The organism is Ruegeria sp. BC3 (assembly GCF_056539265.1).
This window is the reverse complement of sequence record NZ_JBQFUP010000003.1, coordinates 297,342-308,856: the sequence shown is the minus strand read 5'-3', so window position 1 is coordinate 308,856 and position 11,515 is coordinate 297,342. Positions and strand designations below refer to the sequence as shown.

12 protein-coding genes are annotated in these 11,515 nt (G+C 58.0%); 3 read left to right on the top strand and 9 right to left on the bottom strand.

Annotated elements, in window-relative coordinates; translation table 11 throughout:
* Window position 1 precedes the first annotated feature (1 nt).
* Together cobS and ACR0MV_RS10450 are read right to left on the bottom strand one after the other, a co-directional pair.
* Complete coding sequence (gene cobS / locus ACR0MV_RS10455) at window positions 2–988, bottom strand: cobaltochelatase subunit CobS (RefSeq protein ID WP_170422659.1); 987 nt, start codon at window positions 986–988, stop codon at window positions 2–4.
* Between the two features lie 149 nt (window positions 989–1,137).
* Window positions 1,138–1,743 (bottom strand): methyltransferase family protein, encoded by a 606-nt coding sequence (locus tag ACR0MV_RS10450; RefSeq protein ID WP_480702079.1) that lies wholly within the window; start codon window positions 1,741–1,743, stop codon window positions 1,138–1,140.
* Between the two features lie 259 nt (window positions 1,744–2,002).
* On the opposite strand from ACR0MV_RS10450, the gene ACR0MV_RS10445 reads away from it, so the two are divergent.
* Window positions 2,003–2,908, top strand: coding sequence for a Hint domain-containing protein (locus tag ACR0MV_RS10445; RefSeq protein ID WP_480702078.1), 906 nt, complete (start codon window positions 2,003–2,005; stop codon window positions 2,906–2,908).
* Window positions 2,909–2,913: 5 nt separating this feature from the next.
* On the opposite strand, the gene ACR0MV_RS10440 is transcribed toward ACR0MV_RS10445, so the two are convergent.
* Window positions 2,914–3,540 (bottom strand): J domain-containing protein, encoded by a 627-nt coding sequence (locus ACR0MV_RS10440; RefSeq protein WP_170422646.1) that lies wholly within the window; start codon window positions 3,538–3,540, stop codon window positions 2,914–2,916.
* Between the two features lie 106 nt (window positions 3,541–3,646).
* Here ACR0MV_RS10440 and ACR0MV_RS10435 point away from each other — a divergent pair, with 106 nt between their 5' ends.
* Window positions 3,647–3,901 (top strand): BolA family protein, encoded by a 255-nt coding sequence (locus ACR0MV_RS10435; RefSeq protein ID WP_170466164.1) that lies wholly within the window; start codon window positions 3,647–3,649, stop codon window positions 3,899–3,901.
* A gap of 18 nt (window positions 3,902–3,919) precedes the next feature.
* Here ACR0MV_RS10435 and ACR0MV_RS10430 read toward each other — a convergent pair whose 3' ends face one another.
* Window positions 3,920–4,456 (bottom strand): winged helix-turn-helix transcriptional regulator, encoded by a 537-nt coding sequence (locus ACR0MV_RS10430; RefSeq protein WP_480702077.1) that lies wholly within the window; start codon window positions 4,454–4,456, stop codon window positions 3,920–3,922.
* 40 nt (window positions 4,457–4,496) lie between these two features.
* Here ACR0MV_RS10430 and ACR0MV_RS10425 point away from each other — a divergent pair, with 40 nt between their 5' ends.
* Complete coding sequence (locus tag ACR0MV_RS10425; protein WP_480702076.1) at window positions 4,497–4,868, top strand: VOC family protein; 372 nt, start codon at window positions 4,497–4,499, stop codon at window positions 4,866–4,868.
* An 8-nt stretch (window positions 4,869–4,876) separates the two neighbouring features.
* On the opposite strand, the gene ACR0MV_RS10420 is transcribed toward ACR0MV_RS10425, so the two are convergent.
* The 5 genes from ACR0MV_RS10420 to pepN all read right to left on the bottom strand — a co-directional run bounded on the left by ACR0MV_RS10420 (window position 4,877) and on the right by pepN (window position 11,410).
* Window positions 4,877–5,296 (bottom strand): DUF4177 domain-containing protein, encoded by a 420-nt coding sequence (locus ACR0MV_RS10420; protein WP_480702075.1) that lies wholly within the window; start codon window positions 5,294–5,296, stop codon window positions 4,877–4,879.
* A gap of 174 nt (window positions 5,297–5,470) precedes the next feature.
* A complete protein-coding gene (gene gatB, locus ACR0MV_RS10415) occupies window positions 5,471–6,982 on the bottom strand; it encodes an Asp-tRNA(Asn)/Glu-tRNA(Gln) amidotransferase subunit GatB (RefSeq protein ID WP_480702074.1) in 1,512 nt (503 codons plus the stop codon).
* Between the two features lie 70 nt (window positions 6,983–7,052).
* Window positions 7,053–8,240, bottom strand: a complete 1,188-nt coding sequence (locus tag ACR0MV_RS10410; protein ID WP_480702073.1) for a hypothetical protein — start codon at window positions 8,238–8,240, stop codon at window positions 7,053–7,055.
* A gap of 192 nt (window positions 8,241–8,432) precedes the next feature.
* On the bottom strand, window positions 8,433–8,861 hold the full coding sequence (locus tag ACR0MV_RS10405) for a hypothetical protein (protein WP_480702072.1): 429 nt from the start codon (window positions 8,859–8,861) through the stop codon (window positions 8,433–8,435).
* Window positions 8,858–11,410, bottom strand: coding sequence for an aminopeptidase N (gene pepN, locus ACR0MV_RS10400; protein WP_480702071.1), 2,553 nt, complete (start codon window positions 11,408–11,410; stop codon window positions 8,858–8,860). Before pepN ends, ACR0MV_RS10405 begins: the two co-directional genes overlap by 4 nt.
* Window positions 11,411–11,515: the final 105 nt, after the last annotated feature.

The following is an 11,515-nucleotide window of genomic DNA, read 5'->3' as shown; positions in this document are numbered from 1 at the left end:
GTCACCCCAGGCTGACGCTCGCCGCGCTTTCTGGCAGTTCTTCGTCAAAGCAGCGCTGATAGAACTCGGCAACCGTCTGGCGCTCCAGCTCATCGCACTTGTTCAGGAAGGACAGGCGGAAGGCGTAGCCCACGTCGCGGAAGATCTCGGCGTTTTGTGCCCAGTTGATCACGGTCCGGGGGCTCATGACGGTCGAAAGATCGCCGTTCATAAAGGCCGTCCGGGTCAGGTCTGCAACGGTGACCATCTGGCTGACGGTCTTGCGGCCCTTCTCGGTGTTGTAGTGAGGCGCTTTCGACAGAACGATCATCGTCTCGGCGTCGTGGCTGAGGTAGTTCAGCGTCGAGACCAGCGACCAGCGGTCCATCTGTGCTTGGTTGATCTGTTGCGTGCCGTGGTAGAGGCCAGTTGTATCACCCAGACCAACAGTGTTCGCGGTGGCGAACAGACGGAAGTTCGGGTTCGGCGTGATGATTTCGTTTTGATCCAAAAGGGTCAGCTTACCATCATGCTCCAGCACACGTTGGATGACGAACATCACGTCGGCACGGCCCGCGTCGTATTCGTCGAATACAATGGCGACAGGGTTACGCAGCGCCCAGGGCAGGATGCCTTCGTGGAACTCGGTCACCTGTTTGCCGTCGCGCAGCTTGATGGCGTCTTTACCGATCAGGTCAATCCGGCTGATGTGGCTGTCGAGGTTCACACGCACGGCGGGCCAGTTCAGGCGCGCAGCGACTTGTTCGATATGGGTCGACTTACCCGTGCCGTGATAGCCTTGAATCATCACGCGGCGGTTGTGCGAAAACCCCGCCAGAATCGCCAGTGTCGTCTCGGGGTCGAATTTGTAAGTCGGGTCGATCGCAGGCACACGGTCGCTGCGATCTGCAAAGCCTTTGACTGCCATGTCGGTATCAATACCGAACACGTCACGGACCGAGATTTCTTCGGTGGGTTTTGCGTTTACGTCGATCGATCCGTCAGCCATTCGCCTTGTCCTTATCCTTTGGCCCGCATTGCCGGGTTTGAACCCGTGTGTGGTGCAACATATTGCGGGCAAGGGCAAGGGAAAGCCGCGCGCGTCAGAAGTTAGGCGGATGTTTCTTTGAAACTGGCCTTATCGAAGCGCATCGGCTGTTAGTTGAGGATCGCGTCGCGAACCCTCATCAGGCTGCGTTCGTCTACGAAACGCGGAGTGGAACGCATATAGTCCTGAAACGCGCGGCCATATCCCTTCAGTAGCCAGCGTTCTTCGTTCAGCACGAACAGAAAGTAGATGATGAACAAGGCGGCGGCTAGTGCCAGCGTCAGCCACGACCCACTGGCAATACCCAGCCCGACCGTGGCCAGAACCGACGTCACGTATTGCGGGTTGCGCGAATAGGCGTACATCCCTCCGGTCACCAGCCCGTTGCTTTCGCAATAGGTGTTGTCGAGGCCCAGAAAGCGATAGCCCCAAAGCGTGATCCCAAAGGACAGCACCATGATCGGGACTCCGATCACGTATCGCACCCAATGGCCCCAGCCATTCACCCAAACCTCGGACAGCGCAAAGACAACGGTCGCGCCGCAGAACAGTCGGAAGAGCCCAAACGCGGTATGATGCCGCCAACCGCTAGCGCTGGGCCATAGGCCCAAGTGTGGCAGGCGTAAGTTTACAGCAAGATATGCGCCAAGCAGCAAGGCCGCGCCAGTGGCGACCAACAAGGCGATCTCATGTATCGGGAAGATGAGGTGTTCCATATCGCGTTCCATTAGGGGCAGATCACAGGTTGGATATGGGCCATAGGTTCAGCCCATGAGACAGGGCGTAACGGGAAATTGTAACAGGTTGAGCAAACACCCCACCCCGAAGCGAATGAATGCCGGCACCGAAAGGGAACGCAGAACCTCGGCAATGCCAAAACTCAAATTCTAACATCTCGATGTTAATTTTGAGTTAATGTAGGTGTTGTACCCTGTGCCAAGTGTTTTCGTTTGTTGTTAGGTATCAAGGGTTCGCATGGCACTTACAATTTTAGGTCCGTCTTCGATCGCGATTCCCGGTGGATCGACCTCCGTTGTGCAGCAGTACACCGCTACCAAAGGCGGGGCTTCATGGAGTGTGGTTGTTACTGGGACAGGCGGGTTAGACCCTTCTGATTACTCCGTTTCAATTTCGTCGACCGGCGTTTTGACCGTCGAACTTACGCCGGGTGCAGACATTCCCCCGAACACGCAGCTCACTGTTGAAATATTCGCATCCACCGGTCCCGGAAACGGTAACAATGACTCGCTCATAGTGACGGTTGACCTGCCTGCGGGAACCGTCCCGTGTTTCGTAAAGGGCACTTTGATCGAAACAGAGAATGGCCCTTGCCCCGTCGAAGATTTGTCGGTGGGGGACAAAGTGCGCGTTTCCAGCGGTGAGTTACTGCCTATTTTATGGATCGGCGAAAAAACCCTGAGCGCGGACGCGTTAGGCCGAAACCCACGATTGCGCCCGGTTTGCATCAAAAAAGGCGCTATCGGGGAAGGTTTGCCCGACAGCGATTTGTACGTGTCCCCACAACACAGAATTCTCTTAGAGGGGTGGCGCGCCGAATTGCTATTTGGAGAGCCGAGAGTATTTGCAGCTGCAATCCATCTTGTGAACGATAATACAATTCGCCAAGTGCGATCCAATGAGCCGGTGACGTACTTCCATGTTGCTTGCAACCGCCACGCGATACTGATGTCGCATGGTTTGCCAACGGAAAGCCTGTTTCTGGGCGATATGGCCCTTTTAGCTTTCGATCGTGAAGACGTTGATGAGCTTCGTGCGATTTTCCCCGAACTGTGCGGCCCAGCATCCAATTGGAAACAAACACGTGTTCGTTGTTTGAAGCGCCCCGAAGTCGAGGCGTTGAATAGCACGTTGGCGCGGTAACCCGATTACTTAAAGTTCCGGCTGTCCTTGATCTGATCCCAAGCCCAGACGACCTCTTGTAGCTGCTCTTCCTGGCTGCGGTCACCGCCGTTCATATCCGGGTGCAGCACTTTGATCAGCTTTTTGTAGGCTTTGCGCACCTCGGCTTTGGTCCAACTGTCGTTGGCTTCCAGAATTTCGATCGCGCGGCGCTCGGTCGGGGGCAGGCGGCGACCGCCGCCGCCGGACGTGCGGCCCTTGTTCTGAGTGCTGTTCGCGCCAAGCACCTGATGCGGGTCCTCGATACCCAGACGGGCCCAGGCGCGTGCTTCGGGGTCGCCCATTGGTTTGGTCTCACGCTCCCACACTTTGTCCTTGGAGCGCTGCGCGTTCAGCTCGGCCTCGGTGGTGCCGTCGAAGAAGTTCCACTTGTTGTTGTACTCCCGGACGTGCTGCTGGCAGAACCAGAAAAAGTCATCCAGTACGTCAGGTGCTTTGGGCGCGCGGAACTTGCCGGGTTCGTTGCACCCCTCGTGATCGCAGATACGCGTCGAGGTTTCAGATGCGCCCGACATTCCCCGACGCCCGCGCGGGTTCTTTTTCTTGGCGCTGGAAACGGACATGTCAAATCCGAAGGGGTCTGATTTCGTCATGCTCTGATCCTTACGAACACATCTTTTCGACTCGGAGGCAGCAGTTTAGTCTAAGCAGCCGAAAGTAGAAGAGGGGGGCGGCAAAAATTTTGCCGCTGAGCAAAAAATGTCCGTTACCGACGAAATCCGTACCCGCCTGCAAACCGCCTTTGATCCACGTGAGCTTGTGGTCGTGGATGACAGCGAAAGCCATCGTGGGCACGCAGGGTTTCAAGAAGGTGGCGAAAGCCATTTCAACGTCCGCATTCGCGCCAGCGCGTTCGAAGGTCAATCCCGCGTCGCGCGCCATCGCGCTGTGCATAAGGCGCTGGGGGATATCGTTCCACGCATCCATGCGCTGGCTTTGGACATCGATACCTAAATCGCTCTGAAGCTGTGGTCAGGCCGCCAGCGCAATGGCCTGATTAACTGCGAACCCCTGATTCACAGCCCTGTAAGTGGGGAACGGGTGCCTTTGGCTCGCATCAATCTCGCGCTCTATCCACGCGCTGTTTTCCAGGCGTTGAAGCGATGTCGACAGCGCCCGATCAGAGATTGTCATCAGTCCGGACTTTAGCGCCGAAAACCGCTGTGGCCGGTCGGTCAGCGCCAGGATCGGTGCTGTCCAGCTGCGCCTGAGAAGGGCGAATTCGGTGTCGTCAGGTACGGCCTGAACAATCCGCGCGGCGGTCTGTGCGATCTCGGCTCCTGTTTTGGTCAGGCGAAACTCAGGGCGCAATGGGTGACCGTGGCCAGGGTTGCGTTCCAAAAGCCCAAGTTGCATCAGGTGATCCAGGCTTTGGGCAAAGGCCGTTCTGCTGGCGCTGGTCGCGGCCAATAAGGGCGCTTGCCGCCCTGGGATCCCTGAATTCATTAACGCCAGAATGTTCAAAGACCAGGCGCGGGATGTCAGCTTGACAAGAATTTCTATGTCCATAAAGTATAGTTACTTTATTTTTAGACATAGGGAAAGTGCGATGTCTCTTGTTTCTTTGGACAATACGATAACCCTGGCGCTGTCCGTGCGGGACAGGCACGCCAGTGCCAAATGGTACAATGCCAAGCTTGGGTTCGAACTGATCCACCATATCGATGAGGCAGGGTGGAGCGAGATGCACACCAAAACTGCCGGGGTCACTTTGGGACTGGGCGAACAGGCCGAGCCCACGCCCGGAAACACGGTGCCGGTTTTCGGGGTGTCCGATATTGCAGAGGCACGTCAGGCGCTTGAAACCTCGGGCGTCAAGTTCGACGGGGAAACCGAAACGATCGAGGGGATGGTCAGCACGGCCACATTTTATGACCCTGACGGCAATGCGCTCATGCTTGCTCAGGATCTAAGCCAGTAGCTTGTCTTTTAAGTCTGCTCTTTGTCCTTGTCGGACAGGTCTGCAGGCTTCAAGGTCAGCGGCGGATCCTTGGGCTCTTCCGAGATCGGTGCGGGGGCTTCTACGTCATCCGGTCCTGGGACAGGGTGCGCCATCGGAGCGCTCTCGTCGCTCTCAGCGGTCTCGACCGGTTCTCGGGTCGACGTAAAGGTCACTCCAACCTCGCGGCGGAACACCAGAACATTGCGCCAGTTCACGGTTGAGCTGGTCAGACCCGCGCGCTCTTCGCTGGGCAGCAGTTCCGCTCGCTGGTATTCCCAGCCATCCTGGCCCATCTGGTTCAGCAACTGTTCGATCGACACGGCAAACCGACCTTCGACGGTTTTGACGCCCTTGGCCTTTGTGCCTTTTTGCGGGGCTGGGACAACTTTGTATTCGTAGCGCTGCATCAGATCTTCCTGGTTGCCGATCCCAAGCAATCTAGCATGTTGCCGGGTTTCGAAAAGTCATCATCGCCCGCCGGGCAAATTCTGTTTCATCTGTTGCGCGAACCCTGCGCGAAACTTGTTAAGGTCCGAGCAAATGGCCCGGACCCACCATAGGAATTGTTTGAAGCGAAAGGCTTACGACCCCAACTTTTTGCTGACCAGTTCGTTCACCGCCTTTGGATTGGCCTTGCCGCCGGTGGCTTTCATCACCTGACCGACAAACCAGCCCGCAAGTTTCGGGTTCACCTTGGCCTTTTCGACCTGCGCCGGGTTGGCGGCGATGATCTCGTCCAGTGCGGATTCAATCGCGCCGGTGTCGGTCACCTGCTTCATGCCCCGGTCTTCGACGATCTGCGCCGGGTCACCGCCTTCGGTGTAGACGATCTCAAACAGGTCCTTGGCGATCTTGCCCGAGATCGCATCCGAGGAAATCAGGTCGATGATGCCACCCAGTTGCGCCGGAGAAACAGGCGAGTCGGTGATCTCGTGGTCTTCTTTCTTCAACCGGCCGAACAGCTCGTTGATGACCCAGTTCGCAGCCAATTTGCCGTTGCGGCCTTTGGCGACGTCTTCAAAGTAAGCGGCGCTTTCAACCTCGGCGGTCAGGACTGAGGCATCATAATCGGTCAGGCCGAACTCGTTGATAAAACGCGCTTTTTTATCATCCGGCAGCTCGGGCAGATTGGCGGCAATGTCGTCCACCCAAGCTTGCTCAATCTCCAGCGGCAGCAGATCGGGGTCGGGGAAATAGCGGTAGTCATGCGCTTCTTCCTTGGACCGCATCGACCGCGTCTCGCCCTTGTCCGGATCGTACAGGCGTGTTTCCTGATCGACCTTGCCACCACCTTCGACGATGGCGATTTGACGACGGGCTTCGACCTCAATCGCCTGCTGGATAAAGCGCATCGAGTTCATGTTCTTGATTTCGCAACGCGTTCCCAGATGCGAGAAGTCCTGTGTTTCTTGGTACTTCTCATAGGCCCCCGGCAAACAGATCGAAACGTTCACGTCCGCCCGCAGGTTACCGTTCTGCATGTTGCCGTCGCAGGTGCCCAGATAGCGCATGATCTGACGCAGCTTGGCGATATAGGCGGCAGCTTCTTCCGGGCCACGGATATCAGGGCGGCTGACGATCTCCATCAGGCAAACGCCGGTCCGATTCAGGTCGACAAAGGACATATGCGGATCCATGTCATGGATCGATTTGCCCGCGTCCTGCTCCATGTGGATACGTTCGATGCGGACCATGCGCGCGGTGCCGTCACCCATTTCGACCAGCACTTCGCCTTCGCCCACGATGGGGTGGTACAGCTGGGAAATCTGATAGCCCTGCGGCAGGTCAGGGTAGAAATAGTTTTTGCGGTCAAAGGCCGACTTCAAGTTGATATCCGCCTTCAGGCCCAGCCCGGTTCGTACCGCCTGTTCCACGCAATATTCGTTGATCACCGGCAGCATGCCGGGCATCGCTGCGTCCACGAAGGCCACGTTCGAGTTCGGCTCGGCCCCGAATTGGGTCGATGCACCGGAAAACAGCTTGGCATTGGACGAGACCTGAGCGTGCACCTCCATCCCGATCACCAGTTCCCAATCGTGCTTGGCCCCGGCAATGGTTTTGGGTTTGGGCATTTCGTATGTCAGGTCGAGCATGGCGCGCCTCATTTCCGCAGAAGTCTAAGCCTGCGTATTAGGCCCGGCAGGGGCGAGGGGCAAGGGGGAATCAGTGCCCGGACAGGCGCAAACCTGTTGGGGTAAAGGTAACGTCCAGTCCGCTGCGCAACTCATCGCGGAACAGATCGGCAATCGCACGCAGCGCGTCGCGCTGACCACGGGCCGCGAAGCGCTCAGGCGAACTGATGCGAACGCTGTTATTGAATCCGTTGGCTGCATGGGCCCAGATCAGCGGGTGCAGTTCTGTCAGATGATCGCGGATCAGCCAGTGTGCAGCGTCATGAATTTGGCTGCGAATGGCATCGGCTGTGTCGTTCTGTCCGGCCGCTTTCTGGATCGTGATGGCGCAATAAGCCGACAGCATATTGACCGTTTGCTGGTCCGGGCGTCGATCCAGAATATCGTGCATTCCTTCAAGGAAGTAGTCGATATCCAACTGGGCGCAGGCTTCGGGATCGAGCGCGATTGCGTCGAATTGCACCCAGGTATATCCGCCAGCGCCCCAAGTCTGTTGGGTGCGGGCTGCAATGCGCAGGGCGTGAACCTCAAGCTCGCCATAGGTGCCGAACCAGCGCGGCAGCAGATGCGTGCCCATTGCGCGCATGTGCCTTTGGTTGGCTGGATCCAGCTCAATCAGCCGCTCATATTCTCCGGCGACGCGTGTATGCGCCTTGCGCTGGCCTGCAAGCAGAGCGCACCCGGTTGAGGCGATAAGCGGACTATCCGCAGCCGCCGTGCGGCATTTGGGCAGGATCGCAGCGGCCCGGTCGAAATGCGCCGCGCACCGCGATTGGTGCAGCGCGGGCAGGGTGGCTTCGTTTGATGTTCCACGCCACGCCCAGGCCAGATCAATATGTGCAAGTGTCACGACCAGTGCGATCATAGGATCGTAAGCATGCGCGCGCATCTCGTCTTCCAGTTCAGAGATACCGCTAAGTACGTCGAACTCCGACAGCGCCTTGGCATCGGACAGGGCGTGCTCGGCGGCCAGAACCACATCGGCGCGCGCGCCAAATGCCAGCAATTCTGCGACGGGCATACCGTCCGGCGCAGTTTCTCTTGCTTCGTCGGCGGCGCGCATCAGGTCGGACAGTTCCGTCCAGCGGTCCTGCCGTGCAAGATAGCGCCCTTGTTCAATGGAGTTTCGTCCGATGTCGTCCTGCGTCTGACTATCGGCCAGCGGAATGTTCAGCTGTCCGTGATCCGGCAACACCGCTTCATGTGCTGCCTCAGTCAAGCACTTGTCTGGCACAGATAGGGATCGGGATTGGGACAAAAAGTCCCTTACAAACCGGAACATGGTGACACTCGAAACATAAAAACTGGCACTTCAGGTTGAAATCTTTGCCGGAAATACCTTTTGGATCAAGCTTTGTGAGCCGGATTGATTAAGTTTTGTCGTCAGTAGGGCTTGATTTGCCGCTTTGTTTCAAAATGCGACAAAGTGATGTCTTTCGACGCGAAATCCAGCCTGTTGCAGCACCTGTTCGAAATCCCGATGGTGCGGGGTCGATTCATCCGGCAGCCGAATCCGTTTACCCGAGTTCAGCACCAAAGAAACGCGCACGGAAAAGTCCCAGCGCGTATCAAAGCGGACATAGTCGATATCCGCGCAATCAATCTCGGCTTCTCTGGAACCGGTGAACCATTTCAACTTGCTCTCATTCAGGCTCAGCCCTGCACTGGTGTTCTGCGCTACATCCCACAAAGCGGGCAGGGTGGGCAGCGCCAGCAAAGCAACCAACCACCACGCGGCCTCGAATACGATCACCAGGGTCAATAGAGCCGCGTAAACACAAATCAGGACGCCGACCGTACGCGGCGCCCTGTTGTTGCGTGTAAAAGTGAACCCGGTCATGCGCCCAAAATGCGCGAGACCATTTCGGTCGTGTCCCGCGACAGGTCGGGCGTTTCCGCGATGCGGGTCAGCTGTGCGCGGATAACGCTCTGACGATTTGCGTCATAGCGTTTCCAGGTTTGGAAGGCCGAACACATCCGTGCGGTGGTCTGCGGGTTCACCGGATCCAGCTTGATGAGCCAGTCCGCCAGCAGCGTGTACCCAGCCCCATCAGCACGGTGGAACCCGGCATGGTTCATTGCCAGTGCCCCCATGACCGACCGGAAGCGGTTTGGATTCTTCCAGTTGAAATCTGGATGTTCGGTCAAGGTCCGGGCGATATCGGCGGTCTCTTCGGGGGACGCCATGGAAACCTGCAGTCCGAACCATTTGTCCATGACCAGTCGATCATGCTTCCACTGATTGTAGAAAGCGGCCAGTTCGGCTTCACCCTTGCCTGCGCGCAGCAGGCAGGACAAGGCGCTGAGTTGTTGGGTCATGTTACCCGCTGCGCCGTACTCCTCGGCCGCGCGTGCGCCACTGTCCAGACGCGTGGTCAGGGCCAGAGCGGCACCGCCAAGGGAGCGTTTGCCAGCCTGGTCAGCGTCCGGGCTGAACGGCGCGTCGATCAGCGTTTCGCTGTGCAGCCGCGGCAGTAAATCCTGCACGTGCTGAGCGGTCGCCTGCCGCAAGGTCTCAACCGCTGTCCAGATCGCCATCGGGTCAGGCGTTTCGCCCCGATCGAACAACGCAGCAGCCAGCTCTGACTGCGAGGGCAGTCCAAGCATCAGCGCGCGGTAGGCCGGGTCCAGATCTCCGTCGCGCAGGACGGCGAGGATGCCGTCCAGATAATCGGCCCCGGGTGCAGCGTCTTCGAGGATCATGCGCAGCAGCGTATCCTCGGCCAGTGACCGCCCGGCTTGCCAACGGTTGAATGGGTCGGTGTCATGGGCCAGCAAAAACGCCCGCTCTGCATCTGTGTGGTCGTGTTCAAGGATCACCGGAGCCGAGAAATCGCGCAGGATCGAGGCAACGGGCTTGGCCGCCAGTCCGGTGAACTCAAAGCTCTGCTCGGCCTCGGTCAGTTCAAGAACCTCGGTCGCGCGCACCTCGTCCCCATTCGGCCCCAGCAGACCAACAGCCACCGGGATCACTTGAGGCAGTTTCTCGGACTGACCGGGGGTTGGGTCTGTGCGTTGGGCAAGTGTCAGGGTGTAGGTGCCATCATTCCAGGCTTCGGTCACCGTCACGCGTGGCGTGCCGGACTGGCTGTACCAGCGTTTGAACTGCGTCAGATCGCGGCCCGTCGTATCCTCGAACACTTTGATCCAGTCTTCGATGGTGCAAGCCTGCCCATCGTGCCGGTCGAAATACAGATCCAGCGCCTTGGCATAGGCCTCGTCTCCGACCAGACGTTTCAGCATGCCAATGACTTCGGCACCTTTCTCGTAGACAGTGGCGGTATAGAAGTTGTTGATTTCCTGAAAACTCTCAGGTCGAACCGGGTGGGACAGCGGGCCATTGTCCTCGGGGAATTGCCGTGCGCGCAGGTCGATGGCGTCGTGGATGCGCTTGACCGGGGCCGAGCGCATGTCGGACGTGAACTGCGCGTCGCGGAACACGGTCAGCCCTTCCTTCAGACAAAGCTGGAACCAGTCGCGGCAGGTGATGCGGTTGCCAGTCCAGTTGTGGAAATACTCATGCGCGATGATCGCCTCGATCCGCTCAAAGTTCAGATCAGTCGAGGTTTCCGGGCTGGCCAGCACGGCAGAGGAGTTGAAAATGTTCAGCCCCTTGTTCTCCATCGCACCCATGTTGAAATCGTCCACGGCAACGATGTTGAACACATCCAGATCGTATTCGCGGCCATAGACGTCCTCGTCCCATTTCATGGACTTTTTCAGCGCCTCCATACCAAAAGCGCATTTGCCTTCGTCACCGGGGCGGACCCAGAGGTTCAGTTCGACATCTCGACCCGACTTGGTGGTGAACTGACCGGGATGCGCGATCAACTCTCCCGCGACCAGTGCGAACAGATAGGCAGGTTTGGGCCACGGGTCGGTCCACTCAGCCCAGCCTTCACCCTTGCCTGACGGGTTGCCGTTGGACAGCAGCACCGGCAGATCGCCGTTGATGCGCACGGTAAAGGTGGACATCACATCCGGGCGGTCGGGGTAGTAAGTGATCTTGCGGAACCCTTCAGCCTCGCACTGCGTGCAGTACATGCCGTTCGACATGTAAAGGCCCTCAAGTGCGGTGTTGTTTCCGGGATCGATTTCGACCTCTGCCTCCCAGATGAACGGCGCGTCGGGAGCAGCAACGGTCAGACCCTTGTCAGAAATCTCGGGGGTGATTTCCGCACCGTCGATGGATGCGCGGATCAGGTTGAGCTCTTCGCCATGCAGGAAGAATGTCTTGTCGCTGGCCTCGGGGTTTGGGCGAAAGGCTATGCGCGACGTGACGCGGGTGGCATGCGCGGCAAGGTCAAAGGTCAGGTGTACACTGTCCACCAGATAGCCGAAGGGCGTGTAGTCTTTCAGGTAAATTGTCGTGGGGGCAGCGTCGCGCATCGGGGGCCTCGCATCATTTCGTGTTTGCGCGAAACTATGGCCTGCGCGGGTCGGCTGCAAGCGGTGCTGCACGCGGCTTACATGGTTGGGTTTAAGAATTGGTAA

Excerpts from the sequence above, each read along its gene's own strand:
- ACR0MV_RS10420 (WP_480702075.1), bottom strand. The coding sequence starts at position 5,296 with ATGCAGCGCTACGAATACAAAGTTGTCCCAGCCCCGCAAAAAGGCACA.
- ACR0MV_RS10425 (WP_480702076.1), top strand. The coding sequence starts at position 4,497 with ATGTCTCTTGTTTCTTTGGACAATACGATAACCCTGGCGCTGTCCGTG.
- ACR0MV_RS10445 (WP_480702078.1), top strand. The coding sequence starts at position 2,003 with ATGGCACTTACAATTTTAGGTCCGTCTTCGATCGCGATTCCCGGTGGA.
- ACR0MV_RS10405 (WP_480702072.1), bottom strand. The coding sequence starts at position 8,861 with ATGACCGGGTTCACTTTTACACGCAACAACAGGGCGCCGCGTACGGTC.
- ACR0MV_RS10430 (WP_480702077.1), bottom strand. The coding sequence starts at position 4,456 with ATGGACATAGAAATTCTTGTCAAGCTGACATCCCGCGCCTGGTCTTTG.
- pepN (WP_480702071.1), bottom strand. The coding sequence starts at position 11,410 with ATGCGCGACGCTGCCCCCACGACAATTTACCTGAAAGACTACACGCCC.
- gatB (WP_480702074.1), bottom strand. The coding sequence starts at position 6,982 with ATGCTCGACCTGACATACGAAATGCCCAAACCCAAAACCATTGCCGGG.
- ACR0MV_RS10435 (WP_170466164.1), top strand. The coding sequence starts at position 3,647 with ATGTCCGTTACCGACGAAATCCGTACCCGCCTGCAAACCGCCTTTGAT.
- ACR0MV_RS10450 (WP_480702079.1), bottom strand. The coding sequence starts at position 1,743 with ATGGAACACCTCATCTTCCCGATACATGAGATCGCCTTGTTGGTCGCC.
- cobS (WP_170422659.1), bottom strand. The coding sequence starts at position 988 with ATGGCTGACGGATCGATCGACGTAAACGCAAAACCCACCGAAGAAATC.
- ACR0MV_RS10440 (WP_170422646.1), bottom strand. The coding sequence starts at position 3,540 with ATGACGAAATCAGACCCCTTCGGATTTGACATGTCCGTTTCCAGCGCC.